Annotated in this window: 14 protein-coding genes; 12 read left to right on the forward strand and 2 right to left on the reverse strand. The window is 37.4% G+C overall.

What is annotated here, in order from left to right:
- Window positions 1-5: 5 nt before the first annotated feature.
- The 7 genes from AB6T38_RS11180 (at window position 6) to AB6T38_RS11210 (ending at window position 8051) form a co-directional block, all read left to right on the forward strand.
- The gene (locus AB6T38_RS11180) at window positions 6-3152 is read left to right on the forward strand and encodes an efflux RND transporter permease subunit (RefSeq protein ID WP_372547389.1); all 3147 of its coding nucleotides are present in this window, start codon (window positions 6-8) and stop codon (window positions 3150-3152) included.
- Between the two features lie 39 nt (window positions 3153-3191).
- Complete coding sequence (locus tag AB6T38_RS11185) at window positions 3192-3539, forward strand: copper resistance CopC family protein (RefSeq protein ID WP_235312855.1); 348 nt, start codon at window positions 3192-3194, stop codon at window positions 3537-3539.
- A 128-nt stretch (window positions 3540-3667) separates the two neighbouring features.
- Window positions 3668-4450, forward strand: coding sequence for a copper resistance D family protein (locus AB6T38_RS11190; RefSeq protein WP_372547391.1), 783 nt, complete (start codon window positions 3668-3670; stop codon window positions 4448-4450).
- 50 nt (window positions 4451-4500) lie between these two features.
- Window positions 4501-4731, forward strand: coding sequence for a hypothetical protein (locus AB6T38_RS11195; RefSeq protein ID WP_299082381.1), 231 nt, complete (start codon window positions 4501-4503; stop codon window positions 4729-4731).
- 290 nt (window positions 4732-5021) lie between these two features.
- Complete coding sequence (locus AB6T38_RS11200; RefSeq protein WP_235312859.1) at window positions 5022-5450, forward strand: MerR family transcriptional regulator; 429 nt, start codon at window positions 5022-5024, stop codon at window positions 5448-5450.
- Complete coding sequence (locus tag AB6T38_RS11205; RefSeq protein WP_372547392.1) at window positions 5443-7686, forward strand: heavy metal translocating P-type ATPase; 2244 nt, start codon at window positions 5443-5445, stop codon at window positions 7684-7686. Before AB6T38_RS11200 ends, AB6T38_RS11205 begins: the two co-directional genes overlap by 8 nt.
- Window positions 7687-7697: 11 nt before the next feature.
- Window positions 7698-8051 (forward strand): cupredoxin domain-containing protein, encoded by a 354-nt coding sequence (locus AB6T38_RS11210; protein ID WP_235312862.1) that lies wholly within the window; start codon window positions 7698-7700, stop codon window positions 8049-8051.
- 181 nt (window positions 8052-8232) lie between these two features.
- On the opposite strand, the gene AB6T38_RS11215 is transcribed toward AB6T38_RS11210, so the two are convergent.
- Together AB6T38_RS11215 and AB6T38_RS11220 are read right to left on the reverse strand one after the other, a co-directional pair.
- Window positions 8233-8964, reverse strand: coding sequence for a MauE/DoxX family redox-associated membrane protein (locus AB6T38_RS11215; protein WP_372547393.1), 732 nt, complete (start codon window positions 8962-8964; stop codon window positions 8233-8235).
- Between the two features lie 602 nt (window positions 8965-9566).
- The gene (locus AB6T38_RS11220; protein WP_235312866.1) at window positions 9567-10172 is read right to left on the reverse strand and encodes a DNA-binding protein; all 606 of its coding nucleotides are present in this window, start codon (window positions 10170-10172) and stop codon (window positions 9567-9569) included.
- Between the two features lie 248 nt (window positions 10173-10420).
- On the opposite strand from AB6T38_RS11220, the gene AB6T38_RS11225 reads away from it, so the two are divergent.
- The 5 genes from AB6T38_RS11225 (at window position 10421) to AB6T38_RS11245 (ending at window position 16005) form a co-directional block, all read left to right on the forward strand.
- Window positions 10421-11008: a recombinase family protein gene (locus AB6T38_RS11225; RefSeq protein WP_372547394.1), complete on the forward strand. Its 588-nt coding sequence runs from the start codon at window positions 10421-10423 to the stop codon at window positions 11006-11008.
- On the forward strand, window positions 11005-11583 hold the full coding sequence (gene kwaA, locus AB6T38_RS11230; protein WP_372547395.1) for an anti-phage protein KwaA: 579 nt from the start codon (window positions 11005-11007) through the stop codon (window positions 11581-11583). Before AB6T38_RS11225 ends, kwaA begins: the two co-directional genes overlap by 4 nt.
- The gene (kwaB, locus tag AB6T38_RS11235) at window positions 11583-12545 is read left to right on the forward strand and encodes an anti-phage protein KwaB (protein ID WP_372547396.1); all 963 of its coding nucleotides are present in this window, start codon (window positions 11583-11585) and stop codon (window positions 12543-12545) included. Before kwaA ends, kwaB begins: the two co-directional genes overlap by 1 nt.
- 65 nt (window positions 12546-12610) lie before the next feature.
- Window positions 12611-13504 carry a DUF1837 domain-containing protein gene (locus tag AB6T38_RS11240; protein WP_372547397.1) on the forward strand — a complete coding sequence of 298 codons (894 nt, stop codon included), beginning with the start codon at window positions 12611-12613 and terminating at the stop codon, window positions 13502-13504.
- Window positions 13501-16005 carry a DEAD/DEAH box helicase gene (locus AB6T38_RS11245; protein WP_372547398.1) on the forward strand — a complete coding sequence of 835 codons (2505 nt, stop codon included), beginning with the start codon at window positions 13501-13503 and terminating at the stop codon, window positions 16003-16005. Before AB6T38_RS11240 ends, AB6T38_RS11245 begins: the two co-directional genes overlap by 4 nt.
- Window positions 16006-16145: the final 140 nt, after the last annotated feature.

A 16145-nucleotide genomic window follows, 5' to 3' on the forward strand; every position in this document is an offset into this window, starting at 1 on the left:
TAGTAATGATTGAATCAATAATTAGATGGTCAGTGGGCAACCGTTTCTTTGTTTTATTAACCACGCTTATCCTCGCTTTTGGTGGTATGTTTGCGTTAAAAAATACACCAGTCGATGCGCTACCTGACTTGTCAGACGTACAAGTAATTATCAAAACCAGTTATCCGGGCCAAGCACCTCAGGTAGTACAAGATCAAGTTACTTTCCCTTTAACAACCGCAATGCTTTCAGTGCCGGGAGCACAAACGGTTCGAGGGTACTCTTTCTTCGGTGACTCTTACGTCTACATTATATTTGACGACGATACAGACCTTTATTGGGCAAGGAGTCGGGTGTTGGAGTATTTGAGTCAAGTAGCTCCGAGTTTACCTGATTCGGCAAAACCACAGTTAGGGCCTGATGCAACAGGTGTGGGCTGGGTTTATATATATGCGCTTACGGACACGTCAGGAAATCATGATCTTAGTCAGTTACGTAGTATTCAAGACTGGTTCCTCAAGTATGAACTCCAAACTGTGCCGGGAGTTTCTGAAGTAGCTGCAATTGGTGGCATGGTTAAACAATATCAAGTGCAAGTTGACCCAGATAAGTTGCGAGCTTACGGCATACCATTGACTCACGTTCAAATGGCGCTGAAAAGAGGTAACCAAGAGACAGGTGCATCTGTAGTTGAAATGGCCGAAGCTGAGTATATGGTAACGGCGACTGGTTATATTCAATCTGTCGGTGACATTGAAGAAATTCCGTTAGGCGTTAATGAGCAGGGCACGCCATTGCGTATTGGCGATATTGCTGATGTTGGACTGGGTCCACAGATGCGTCGTGGGATAGCTGAATTAAATGGTGAAGGAGAAGTTGTAGGCGGCGTTATAGTCATGCGCTTTGGAGAGAATGCACAACAAACAATCATTGGTGTTAAAGGCAAACTTGATTCATTGAAGTCTTCTTTACCTGAGGGAGTTGAAGTTGTGCCTGTTTATGACAGATCTAAGTTAATTGATCGAGCAGTTAGTAACCTATCAGATAAATTGGTTGAAGAATTAATAGTGGTAGCACTTATTTGTGCAGCATTTTTGTTTCACTTGCGATCTTCTTTTGTGGCAGTTATTACGTTGCCGTTAGGTATTTTGGTGTCTTTTATCATCATGTATATGCAAGGTATCAATGCCAACATTATGTCATTAGGCGGAATTGCAATAGCGATTGGAGCTATGACGGACGGCGCAATTGTCATGATTGAAAATATGCATAAGCATATGGAAAAGACACCTTTAACGGATGAAAATCGCTGGCAAATCGTTGCTAAAGCAGCAAGTGAAGTTGGACCTGCGTTGTTTTTCAGTTTGTTAATTATCACAGTATCATTTTTACCCGTCTTTATTTTAGAAGCGCAGGAAGGAAGAATGTTTGCCCCTCTTGCCTATACAAAAACCTACGCAATGGCAGCTTCTGCTGGATTAGCAATCACGCTAGTTCCCGTTCTTATGGGCTATTTTATTCGTGGCAAGGTTATATCTGAAAAGAAAAATCCATTGAACCGCGTGCTAACGGCGCTATATATGCCTGTCTTAAGGCAAGTGATGAAATTCCCTAAATCGACAATTGTAATAGCAATATTGATTACGGTAGTTGGTTTTTGGCCTGTTAATAAGATTGGTAGTGAATTCATCCCGCCACTAGATGAAGGTGACCTGATGTATATGCCAACCACTTATCCGGGCATTTCTATTGGTAAAGCTCGTGAGTTATTGCAACAAACGGACAAGTTACTTCGCACAGTACCTGAGGTTGAAACCGTTTTTGGTAAAGTTGGTCGTGCTGAAACCGCCACTGACCCAGCCCCTTTAACTATGATTGAAACTTTCATTCAGTTGAAACCACAAGAGCAGTGGCGAGAAGGTGTAACCACTGAAAGTTTAAAAGCTGAATTTGATAAGTTGGTTAAATTCCCCGGCTTAACAAATGCTTGGGTAATGCCAATAAAAACCCGAATAGATATGCTAGCGACAGGCATCAAAACGCCTGTTGGAATAAAGGTAGCTGGACCTGATCTTGATACGATTCAAGAAATTGGTCAACAGATAGAACAATTGTTGCCAAAGGTAGAAGGAACAGCGTCTGTTTATTCTGAGCGTGTTGCAGGAGGCCGTTATATCAAGGTCGATATCTCTCGTGAAAAGGCGAGTCGATTCGGGCTAAATATTGCTGACGTCCAGCAGGTGGTATCGACGGCTATTGGAGGCATGAACGTCACTCAAACAGTTGAGGGACAAGAGCGCTACCCCGTCAATTTAAGATACCCACAAGACTATCGAGATTCGCCAGAGCAACTCGCAAGATTACCTGTTATTACACCGAATGGTCAGCGCATCGCACTAGGTGATGTTGCAGATATCCGTGTTGAAAATGGCGCACCGGGAATAAAAAGTGAAAACGCTCGCATTAATGGCTGGGCATTTATTGATATTGAAGGCGTTGATGTCGGCACATATGTAGAAAATGCCAAAGAGTATCTTGATAAAAATTTAGACATACCAGCAGGCTACTCAATTTCTTGGGCTGGACAGTATGAATATATGGAAAGAGCAAAAGAAAAATTAACTTATGTATTGCCTTTAACGCTAGCGATAATCTTGATCTTGCTTTATTTGAATTTCCGCTCATTTAGCGAAGTGGCCATTATTGTTGTGACATTGCCAATGGCGATGATTGGCGGTCTATGGTTGATGTATTTAGAAGGGTTTAACTTCTCTGTTGCAGTAGGCGTAGGCTTTATTGCGCTAGCAGGTGTTGCCGTTGAGATTGGGGTGATCATGCTGGTTTACTTGAATCAAGCTCTTACCGAGCTTAAGGAAAAAGCCAAGGAGCAAGTAAAACCTATATCAGATGGTGAGTACCGCGAAGCTTTACTGCATGGAGCTGGTTTGCGTGTGCGCCCTGTCATGATGACGGTAGCTACAATCATCATTGGTCTTTTCCCTATTTTATATGGAACAGGAACAGGTTCGGAGGTAATGAGTCGCATAGCTGCGCCAATGGTAGGTGGTATGACGAGCGCAGTATTACTAACACTCATTGTACTGCCAGCAATTTATTCAATTGTTAAGAAGCGAGACATAAATATCTTCAACCAAGCGTTATCCAAAAAATAAATTTCGTCGTTAAATTATAAACTTAAAAAAGAGGTAAATATGAAAACACTAATTAAATTTTTAACCGTAATCAGTGTCGTTTTTAGTAGTGCGGTATTTGCGCATGTGCATCTTGAAAAAACCGTGCCTGCTGATAATGCAATGTTAATGAAAACACCGGAAGAACTTAAACTTAAGTTCAGTAAAGAAGTGCGTTTAGTCAAAGTATCGTTAAAAAATAAGCAAGGGGAAAAAGTAAAATTTGGTTTTATACCTTCAAAAGAAGCAAACGGCACATTTTCGTGGAAATTACCTAAATTGTCTCCCGCCAATTATATCGTGGACGTGACTTTCTTAGGTAATGACGGTCATAAAATGAAGAATAGCTTTGGATTCATGGTTCATTAATTAGAGTAATCATTATGGAAATGTATATCTGGAATGCAATCATAGTTTTGTCAAAAATTTTGTTTTACGTGGGCTTTGCTTGCATAGCTGGATATACATTTTGGGGAGGATCGTATAGCGGCAATACGATGAAAACTGAAGATAAAAGGTCGTTTAGTCAAATTACCTTTATGACCGCCTTAATCGCTTTTATAGCAAATACTGTCTGGTTTTTTGCTAATACGGGTGCAATAGCTGAAGAAGGAATTGGTGGGGTTTTAGACCTTGATATGATTATTATCATGTGGGATTCATCCATAGGCGATACTGCAATTTGGCGCTCAATTGGTTTGATTGGGGCAATAATGTTAGTAGTTTTTTCTTCTCCAATGACAGTAAGAAATCGAAGTTTAAATGTCCTACAACTCTTGCTAGTCATATGTCTACTTGTTTTTTCTTACTCTTATACGTTGGTTGGGCATGTTTCCGAAATGGGAGTATTTGAAAAAGGGCTATTAATGGTACATGTCATAGTTATGGCATGGTGGTTTGGTGCCCTTTATCCTCTTAAAAAAGCCTGCGATATGTTGGAACTTGAAAAGCTCTATCAAATAATGGAAAGGTTTGGAAAACAAGCTAGCGTCATGGTGAGCTTACTTTTAATCGCAGGCTTATTATTGGTAATTCAGTTGGTTGGCGGAATAGAGGCTCTTCTTACTAGTAATTATGGACAAACCATATTAGTTAAATTGTTACTAGTGACTAGCATATTGACGATAGCCGCTACACACAAATTGAAATTAGTTCCGCAACTCAAAAGCAACGATGGCAGAAAAGCATTATCCAAATCAATCTCAATTGAAATGTTTGTAGCTATTGCCATTTTATCTGTAACAGCAGTGCTTACTAGTATTGTCGGCCCTGTAAATTAAACCTAAAAAGAGAATGAAAATAAAAAATAAATATACTACTCGTTCTATTAATGACGTTTAACTTTGGAGTTCAGGCTCATGGTGACAAACAAAAAGATAAAAGAATATTCAAAGGACTAGATACCCCTGCCGCAATGGTTGTATTAGCTTTTAATGAAGCGTTAAAACCAAGTAACAAAGAGCTTGCGCGTGCTCAATTAGCTGATGATGTCACCATTTATGAGGGGCATGTCGAAACAAAGAAGTGCAGACGGATACGCTCATCATCATATGTTGTCTGATATGAGTGCTTTGCGGCTATGAAGAGCGAATCACTAGAGCACCAAGTGATGGTATTTGGTAATACCCAATATCAGCCTCGCGTAGACACTCCATAGGTATTCACAAGCGTAAATAGCGCGATTACCAAGGTATGAAAACAATGGTGCTAGAAAAACAAAACGGTGAATGTAAAATCAAACACATCCACTGGTCACATTAAATTAGAAATTATTATATTAGGCTTGACCTGTGTCTTACACACAGGTTTAAACTGAGCTTAGTTAATCAATTTATTGAGTTAGGATTGTTTATGAAAGTTACCGAATTAGCCAAAGAGTTTGGAACAACACCCGATACTGTCAGGTACTATACTCGCTTAAAGTTACTTAACCCAGCTAAGTCAGAAAACGGATATAAGTATTACCCTTTAACAGAAATCTCTCGACTGAAGTTTATTTTAAGTGCAAGACATCTCGGATTTTCAGTGTCGGATATACGACATATTATTGATGAGGCAAGTCTCGGAAAATCAGCATGCCCTTTAGTTAGATCTCTTATTAAAGAAAGGTTAGCTGACACCGAAAAACAATTTCAGGCAATGTTAGCGTTGCGTAAAAATATGAACGATGCGCTAGCACAATGGGATGTCAAGGAAGATAAAACTCCAACGTCAACTATGGTATGTCACCTCATAGATAGTTTTGAACCTACAAAGGAATATGGTGGTTCCCATGACTAATACTAAATCCGATATTCATCTCATTATTGAAGGAGCTGGGTGTGCTAGCTGTGTAGGCAAAATTGAAGGGGCGTTAAAGGCAACTCTTGGTGTAGTCAGTGCGGAAATGAATTTTGCTGATAGGACTGTAATAGTATCAGGGACAGCTAAAACCGAAGAATTGATCAAAGCTGTTGAGTCTGTGGGTTATAACGCGAAACCAATTGATGATAGCTCGGAAACTGATGTACTAGATGAAAAAGAAGCGGCTGATTGGGCTTATTACAAAAAGCTGATGAGAGATACGTTTATTGCACTTTCACTAGGCATACCCCTTATGATCTACAGTATTGTTATTGGCGAAATGACAGTAGAAACAAACGCTGAACGAATGTCGTGGTTCATGGTTGGTGTTTTAACTTTTGGCGTTATGTACTTTTCAGGTAAGCATTTTTATGTTGGTGCTTGGAAGAGCTTTAAAAACCATTCTGCCAATATGGACACTCTGATTGCATTAGGAACTGGTACAGCGTGGATTTACTCAATGGTTGTTGTCTTTGTGCCTGATGCTATCCCGATGATGGCTAGGCATGTGTATTTTGAAGCAACCGCTATGATCATTGGTTTGATTAATTTGGGTTTAGCACTTGAACTGAAAGCCAGAGGAAAAACATCGGAAGCGATAAAGCGTCTCATTGGGCTGCAAGCTAAAACAGCAACGGTGATTCGCGATAAAAAAGAAGTTCAAATTGGTATTGAGCAAGTCCTTTTGAAAGATGTGGTTAAAGTAAAGCCCGGTGAAAAAATGCCTGTTGATGGTGTTGTCATTGAAGGTCACACATCTATTGATGAATCAATGCTTACTGGTGAGCCAATGCCTGTAGAGAAAACTGAAGGAGATGAAGTTGTTGCGGGCACTTTAAACAAGTCAGGTGTGATTTTCTTTAAGGCAACACGAGTAGGGAAAGATACTGCGCTAGCACAGATCATCAATATGGTGAAAAGAGCACAAAACTCTAAACCACCAATAGGTCGTCTTGCTGACGTGATTTCAGGCTACTTTGTTCCTGTGGTGATGATTATTTCGGTTTTAAGCGCATTAGCATGGCTTAACTTTGGGCCAGCTCCTGCGATAGCATTTGCAATCGTTTCTGCAACTACGGTGTTAATTATCGCTTGCCCTTGTGCATTAGGTTTGGCAACGCCTATGTCGGTTATGGTTGGGGTGGGCAAGGCAGCCGAAGCAGGTGTACTTATTCGAAATGGAGAAGCATTACAAACAGCCTCCAAAATCACAGCAATGATATTAGATAAAACAGGCACAATTACCGAAGGGGCACCTAAGGTAACAGATATCGTTTTGGCACATTCAAAGGACGATAAAAAAGTATTACAGCTTGCCGCTAGTCTAGAGAGTGGTTCAGAGCACCCCTTAGCACAAGCCATTGTAGAGAGTGCTTTGGAAAGAGACATTGAACTTTTAAAAATCGATTCTTTTAAAGCCATCACAGGATTTGGTGTAGAGGCAAACTGTGAAAATCGCGTTTTACTTTTCGGCAACGAAAAGCTGATGAAAATAAAAGGTGTCGATGTAACTGGTCATATTGAGCAAGCTCAAACCTTAGCTAAAGAAGCAAAAACACCAATGTACTTTGCTATTGATGGACACCTTGCAGCTCTTATTGCAGTGGCTGACCCAATAAAACCTGATTCCATTTCAGCTATCAAGCGACTTCAAGCGAATAACATACGCGTAATTATGCTAACTGGCGATAATAAGGAAACTGCCACCGCAGTTGCTACGAAAGTAGGAATTACTGAATTTCTAGCTGAAGTTTTGCCAGAAGATAAAGCCAATAAAGTTGAAGAATTACAACGCAGTGGTGAAATTGTTGGCATGACAGGAGATGGAATAAATGACGCGCCAGCGCTTGCATTAGCTGATGTTGGATTTGCTATAGGTACAGGTACAGATGTAGCTATTGAAAGTGCAGATATTACCTTGATGAGAGGCTCTCTGCATGGTTTGGTAGATGCTATCGCAGTAAGTAAGGCAACCCTTCGCAATATTAAGCAAAATCTATTTGGAGCGTTTATTTACAACGTAGCTGGTGTCCCATTAGCAGCAGGCGTGATGTATCCATTCTTCGGTATCTTGCTAAGCCCTGTAATAGCAGGCGCTGCGATGGCACTTTCATCGTTGACAGTAGTGTCTAACGCTAATCGACTCCGTTTGTTTAAAGCTCAAGAGCACTAAGGATAATACACATGATTGTAATCAATATAATTGGACTAGTTTTGATCGCAATAATAGTTTGGTGGTTTTGGCTATATAAGCCACAAGAAACTGTTGTCGAAAATAATGAAATTATGATTGAAGTAAAAGATGGAATTTATTCGCCAGCCTTAATTCAAGTGGCAGCAGACAGACCTATTTTATTGACGTTTTTTCGTAATGATCAGAATCCTTGCTCTGAAACATTATTATTTCCGTCCTTGGAAATAAGTGAACAGCTCAAATTAAATGAAATAACTCAAGTGAATATTAAAGCACTAATACCCGGTGAGTATGAGTTTCATTGCCAGATGAAAATGTATCACGGGGTTTTAAAGGTAATTTAAAATGTGCAGTGTGATTACTAAGAAATATTGGCGGCATAATCATTGCGCGATTTTGTCACAGTTAATTTGGTGATATCTTGTCAGTTATATAAACTATATTGACGTTTTTAGTATTAGGCGATATCTGATGCTTATCAAGCCTTCGACTCATCCGTGAATCGAAGGCTTGATATACGTTTAACTATTTCAAAAGCATAATTAAACTTCCAGCGATCATGAATAAATTTTCAGACAGTGATATAAATCCGAGAGGGACATTACTATCACCACCAACGCAGGCGCATTTTAGCTCTCGCTTATCTATATAGACAGCTTTAAATACTGAGATAGCGCCTACTGTTCCAATAAATAGAGAAAAGGGCGCTACCGCCAAGGCTGGTAATTGTGCAACCATTCCAATACCCGCATATGCCTCAACAAATGGATAAATATATCCGTACCGAATCCATTTCATCGCTAGTAAATCATATGTGATAAATGAATTGGTAAAGCTATACAAATCTTTGAGTTTTTGTACTGCGAGCATCGTCATAGAGAACGCGATAAAAAGCATCAGGGTTCGAGTGGATAAATATTCACCTGTAGCAAAATGCTGAAAAGCCCAAGTCAATAACGCTGCTATGGAAAAGATTACAATTACGGGGGTGTAAGTGGTGCCCGTTTGACCTGCTTCTGCTTTACCGAAATATTTGCGCAAGTCGTCATATCCGCCTATTCGTTCATCATCAATAAAAGTTTGTGGTGTAGTTTTAACTCCGTACTTATCTTTAAACTTATCGGTATCTTCACGCGAAGTTAAATGGTTGTCTTCGACTTTATAACCTTCTCTTTTTAATAAGTCTTTTGAGCGCAACCCATAAGGACAGATATGATCGTTAGATACCATCCTGTAAACTATTGCGGTCTTACTCATCGTTATCTCCTTAATTTTCTTGACCTTTATTATTGGTAGTTACTTTAACGTTATCTTCATCAGAATAAACATTACAATTATCGAGGTTAGTATCATCGCTACAAATTTATGCATTTCATATGTAATATTTACTCGGTAATACGTATGTTTTGAAATATTTTCTTAAATAACTTCTATATTTCGAGATTATTAAAATACTTTCAATATTCGTACCAACGCGCAGGTGAGAAATTATTGGGTACTTCGTATCGATTTTTCCTTTATTAGTTTCAAAAAGTGCTCTCATTTAATTCTAATTATCTTTATTTAAAACCCAATAAACAGAAAACAATGCAAGCTCAATATGCATAAAAAAATCGAAATCATGTTTATTTATAAATAAATCATATGGTCAGTTAACATCAGTTAGATTTAAGTGCTATTTCTTCTTCCGACTATCAAAGCTGTCTTCGAAATATTCCACGAAATATAAACGAACAGCTCAAATTAAATGAAGTAAATCAAGTGAATATTAAAGAACTAATACCCGGTGAGTGTGAGTTTCATTACCAGATGAAAATGTACCACGGAGTTTTAAAGGTAATTTAAAATCAATTAATGGGTTATTTGCTTAATAACTCAAATCTCCCTTCTAGCTTGCCGTAAGCTCGTTGGAGCTTATCAAACTCTACTTCTTTAATTTCAAGTTGTTTGATACGACTCTCATTTGCTTCTAGTAACCCAAGTAGTCTTGAGTTTTCTGCCACTAGCTCTTCGTTTCTAGATTGCAAAACATCTATTTCAGCTTCTAGTTCGTCAATTTTATTGTCGCTTGATTCAATAGCGAGGCTTGCTTGATTTTCAGATTCCTCATATTCAAGGATTTTTGATTGGTAATCATCAATAGTTGATTTAACTCTTTTTTCTGCAACTTGTTGTGCGACTTTGTAGCTTTCCATTGCTAGCTTCTCAAGTTGATTTATAGCTGTTTGTTGGTTCTTCTCCAACTTTTCAGCTATTTCCGTTGGTAGTTCAATTTCTTCTACTTTTTCCTCAACTATTGATTCTTGTTGGGATAAATATTCAGACCAAACGATCTTAATACGCTCAGAACTTCCACCTTGCAACCTGTTTCGTATTGCAAATGGACTAACTAATTTACCTTCAGCGGTAATCGCTTTTCCAGCTTCAATTATCTGTTGATCTGAAAATTCAGCTCTTCTACCCATATCACCCTCAAAATAAGTTAATTAAGTTATTTAACTTAATTAACTTTAGTATGTTTTTTGATTTTTTCAATTAAATGTGCAAATAAAGTCACTTTTAGGCTGTTCGATAAAATATTGGATTATTTTGAACGTTTTATCTCGAATGTGAACGTATGTATATTTTTTAATTCGTTCATGTACGAAACTGTATTTGTTGACTTTCGTTCATCTGGTTGCTAGTGTGTACGAAAGTTATAGGTTTCGTACATATGAAAGTTGGTTTTGCACGAGTATCAACTCAAGAACAAGATTTAAATGTTCAATTATCTAAATTGAATGAATTCGGTTGTGAAAAAATTTTTCAAGGAAAGCAATCTGGTGCTTCTATCAAAAATGAAGAAAAGCTAAAGGAACTGATCGATTTTATTCGTGAAGGTGACGAAGTTATTGTTACTCGCCTTGATCGCCTTGGGCGATCATTAAAGTCCATTCTTGATTCTATTGATAGTATCCACAATAAGGGTGCTTGCTTAAATATCATTGACGGTTCACTTAATACTAGTAATGATAATCCTTTCTCAAACGCCATGATTAACTTGTGTGGAGTCTTCGCTCAACTTGAACGTGATTTAATAAAAGTGAGAACAGCAGAAGGGCGAGAAGAAGCAAAAGCTAAAGGAAAACATCTCGGTAGATCTCCTGCGTTATCAGATGAGCAAGCTAAAGAATTATTAAAAGATAAATTAAATGGTGAGTCTATCGCTAGCCTTGCTAGAAAGTACGATGTAGGTAGACCTACAGTGCATCGGACATTAGAGCGTGTGGCGAAGAATGCTACTAAAAGGGAGGGCCAATGATCAGACGGAAATTTGGACTATACGTTATTTCTCTTTGGTTATTATTTTTATTAGTAATAATCATTACAGTGAAAATTCCGATGTGTTGGGGTGATGATTGTCACTTTATCGGTTTTTCTAATTTGAATTCTTCCATTGTTGTCCCGGTTATATGTTTTGTATGTTTGCTCTGGGGCGTATATGAATTCAAAGTATTTGAATTTGCAATAAAAGGCTCAACCAATATTCCGTTTAAGTTGGTTAAAGTTGAAAGTATTAATTACGAGCATTTAACATTTTTGGCGACTTACATAATCCCATTGGTTACCTTTGATTTTGAAAGCACTAGATATTTGATTGTGTTAGGTTTGTTATTAGTTTTTATGGGAGTGATCTACATAAAGACAGATTTATTTTATGCGAACCCTTCATTGGCCTTATTGGGGTTTCATATCTATAAGGCAGACGGTGACTTCAAAAACAATGAGTCTAGGCAAAATATAATAATCATTACTCGATGTAAGTTAAAAAGTTTAGACCGAGTATCATACATAAAATTAGATGAAAGAATTTACTACGGAGCAATAGTTGAATAATGAACAAGGAAGAACTGAATAATAAGCTGCAATACTTCTCTGACAATATTGAGCAAATTGGCGCTACAGTATATGTATTTTTGAAAGGCGAAAATGTTCCCAAGAAACTAGATATAAGAGCGGATGATCTTCCTAGTATTAGATCAATGTTTGTTGGAAGCCTTGTCGATACAATAATTAGTGATGAAGAGCTAAGTGTTGTTCCCTTGTCTACTTCAGACGAAAGAAAAAATGTTCTTTATGAATATGACATTGATATACCTGAATCGTTGCAGGGTTTGCAGTCAGTACTGGAGTCAGACGAACAGGAAACTTTTGATCTTGAGCATGATGAAATTAATTCTGTAGCAGCTCTTATCATCGAAATAGGTGATGAGCAAAATCAAGTTGTGTTATATAAAACGATGGCTCAGGTTAATATTTACGGGCGATCTAGTTTCTTTCTAAAAAAATCAGCTCATCGCTTTGAAGAGTTGAAAGAAGAGTTTTTCCGATTAAGCCCAAATTTTCAATTTTTTAGAATAGATGGTTCATTATTGGTAATTGATCTAAAAACTTTGGAAAAATCATTTGGCTTCCACGAGGTAATACAAAAAGAGGCTATGCTAGGGGTCGAAGCAGTTGAAGCTATAGAATTGTTGGAAAATCCAGAAACTTTACATGAGTTAATTGACGATGTAACAACCGCTAGAAAACTCACTAAGATAGCAAAGGATTCACCCGTATTAAAAGCAGGTATTGAAAATCAGCGTATTGTCGCTTTTTGTAGGGCATTCCCGTCATTGAAAGGGAAAATTAGATTTAATGCAACCAATGATAAAATACAATTAGATACAAAAGTATCAAAGAATTTATTTATAAAACTATTAATGGATGATTTCTTAACTTCTGAATTAACCAGTTTCCACTATACAAGCCTCGCTAAAGATGAAGCAGATGAGCATGTTGGTGATAATACCTAATTTATTAACTGACAAGTGGTTTTCATTAAAATATATCTAAATAAAAGGGAAATAATAAAAACGATATGGAAGCACGTTTAGAACCGCAAATACAAAATAATGAAGAAATAAAAACTGTTTTAAGAAAAGTTGATGTTACCTATCAATTATCTGATGAGAGAAGCGTCGAAACTTTGCTGGTATATTTGCCTCCTAACAGTACAAATAATTCACTCACCCATTTTTTCTCAGCGATTAAAAACGGAATAATGGCTAATTTTGTTTTTAAGTGTTCAGAAATAGAAAAGAAACTTGGCATTAAGAAAGACGGGGCTGCCAATAGACTCTTTGAAAAGGCAATTCGAAAATTAAGCCAACACACTGCTCAAGGGGAACTGGGAGAGTTAATATTATTTACGCTAATGGATGTTTATTTAGAAGCACCCAAGTTACTCAGTAAGATATCTACTAAGACCTCTCGAAGGGTTCCTGTTTTTGGTGCTGATGGCGTACATGGGCAATTTTATGATGGTAAATTTAAACTATTCTTAGGAGAATCTAAACTCTATAAGGATTTTAAATCTGCTGCAAGTGACGCTACTAAATCAATTAAATCAGCAAAAGACAAGTATCAAGATGAGTTTGATCTAATAGATAGCTTCATGGACTTTCCAAATTTGGACGTGGAATTGGAGGAGCACCTTTTAGAAATTTTAAACCCAGCGTCTAACTCTGACCTCGAAGACATTTTGCATAACTCCTGCTTCATTGGCTTTGCTAAACCGGAATTACATGAATGCACCTCAGATGAATTCCAGCAAAAGTATATTGATATTGCTGGTGAGTATATTGGTGATTTTTATAGGAAGCTTGAAAAGCAAGAGTTGTCTGTCAATAAAACGGTACTGATGATATTACCTTTCGAGTGTATAGATGATCTCGTTAAGCAGTTTATTAAATATATGGATATTAAAAAATGAGTGAATTTGTAAAAAAGCTCACTTTAAAAGCTATGGCTAGTGATGAATTTAAAAGTGCTAGCAATGAATTATTTCGCTCTTATATATTCAAGATGGTAGGGGATAATTGGAAGCTTGACAGGGCACATGTAAAACAATTGGCTTCAGTAGCCCAATACTTATATCAAGTTAATGATAGCAAATTTCGAAAAGAAGGGGCAGCATTGCTCTCAATGCTTATAGATGTATGTGGTGATACATACCCTGAAATAATAGGTATTGCGAATAAGGTATTTTCAAGCACAGGTGATTTTCCTAATATTACGCTTATTGAAAATAATTATCCCGAACTCAACTTTAGATATAGTTTTTATTCTGAAGCTGAAATGGAGTTCAGACAAGAGTTGAATACAGTAGAGGAATTAAATTTTCCACTCACGGACTTCCAAAGAACGCTCTGGGGGAATTTAACGTCCGATAATGATGTTATTACTGTTGCGCCAACGTCAGCGGGAAAGACTCATATTATCTTGAGTTATTTAACACGGCGGATGATTGACTCAGATGGTGCTTTTGCTGCGATAATCGTTCCAACTAGAGCGTTAATTTCTGAAGTGGCTAGTAAATTATATGAAATTGCCAAAGAGCAGAATTTTGAACAGGAAATTGAAATTTGCACTGTTCCACAAGATGGTGGTTATGCCGATAAAACATTTTTCGTAATGACCCAAGAAAGGTTATTTGATGTACTGCAATCAGGTGACATATCTTTTAACTTTTTATTTATTGACGAAGCTCACAATATTACTGATGAGAGCCGAGGCGTATTACTTCACTTGACAATAGATAAATTGCTGGAAGATAGCTTCCCTCAAGTAATTGTAAGTATGCCTTCTGCAAGCTATCAAGATTCCTTTTCATCTGTATTTAAAGATGTTGAATTCAAAAAAGAAATTACATCTTTTTCACCCGTTGCCAAAATTATGATGGAGATAAAGCCTGTAGGAAGAGATCTAGTGATTAATAGGCTCAATACCGAAGATAACATACGAATTCCAAAAAATTTTACAGGTAAGCATCTAGCAAATATTTCCTTAAGGCTTGGGCAAGGTCAAAGCAATATTATTTATAGAAATCAAACAGACCATTGTGAAAATATTGCACAAAATATTGCCAATGAAATAGAAAATTTTGATACAACTGACGAGCTTGAAGAAGCCGCAGACTATGTGGAAGAGTTTATCCACAACCGTTTTACATTGGCTAGTAATCTGCGTAAAGGAGTTGCCTTTCATTATGGCCCATTGCCTAGTTCTTTGAGAGTGATGATCGAAAACCTCGTTAAAGAAGATCAGATAAAGTTTGTTGCATGTACGAGTACATTGGCTGAAGGTGTGAATTTACCTGCCAAGAACCTATTTCTATATAAGCCAATGCAATCAAAGGGAATGGGTGCTCCTGAAAGGTTGGATGATGTGAAAATCAATAATATTACTGGTCGAGCCGGAAGAATGCTTGAACATTTCGCTGGTAATATTTTTATAATTGAACCAGATGAATGGCAGGTAAAAGATTATTTCGATGAAAATGATGGTGATGAAGAAAAAATCCCCACTTATTATAAAGCATTAAATGAGGAACTCTATTCAGTATTTCAGGCACTAGCCGGAGCCTTTGCACATGACGCTGAAAACCAATATAAGTTTTACACCATTGCAAATAAATTGATTAAAGAAGTTGCAGAAGGTAAGTTGCATAGAACCCTCGATGCACCTGAGTTAGAGTTAAGCCAAGAAGAAATCGATGCCTTGGAAAACGCTGTTAAAGGTGCTCACCGCAGTTTAAAAGTTGCTCCTTTCACACTTGAAGCAAGTCCAACTATTGGATATATACAACAAAACAAATTGTTCAACTTTTTAAATGATATTGATGATTTAAATGATTGGACACTACCGCATCCAAAATCAAAGAATCTGTATAGCGTATTGGTCAAAGTCTGTGAGAAGTTGGAGGAATTTGGCGTTTATGCTCCCACTGGAGAGTATTATATGTCATACATGTGTGTCATTGCGGCTAAATGGGTTCAAGGTGATAGCCTAAAAGATATTATTAGCGAGCAAATTGAATGGATGGAAAAAAGTAAAAAGAAAAAAGGTGATGAAATAAACCCCAATAAAGCGGTGAGGGATGTTATTAAAGTTATTAACAATGATATTAGGTTCAGAATGGCAAATGCTCTACGTTGCTATCAAGTATTATTATCAAATGTTATCGCTCTAAAGCAATTGGAAATATCGAGTACCAAGTTACATACATTTATTGAAATCGGTGCGAGTGACGACAGGGTGATTGAACTGATTAACATCGGTTTATCTCGCGAAGCAGCTAAAGAGATTAATGAAACGCTTGCTGGTAATATTGAAGTTGGTTCATTGCATAAACTTTTAGAATTACTCAAGAATGGCGTACTGACTGATGTACACCCAATAACCAGAAAAGAAATATTATCGATGGCTAAGTAAAATAACGTAAATAAGTCTCAGCTTGATCTATCAGGTTAGAAATTTAAGGTATAACTAAATTTTATAATCAATAGCCGTCTTTTTCCTTAAGCGGCCTTGTCCACGAATGAATTTTGATTTGTAAAAAATATCACGGGAAA

The organism is Aliiglaciecola sp. SL4 (assembly GCF_041538045.1).
Lineage (GTDB): Bacteria > Pseudomonadota > Gammaproteobacteria > Enterobacterales > Alteromonadaceae > Aliiglaciecola.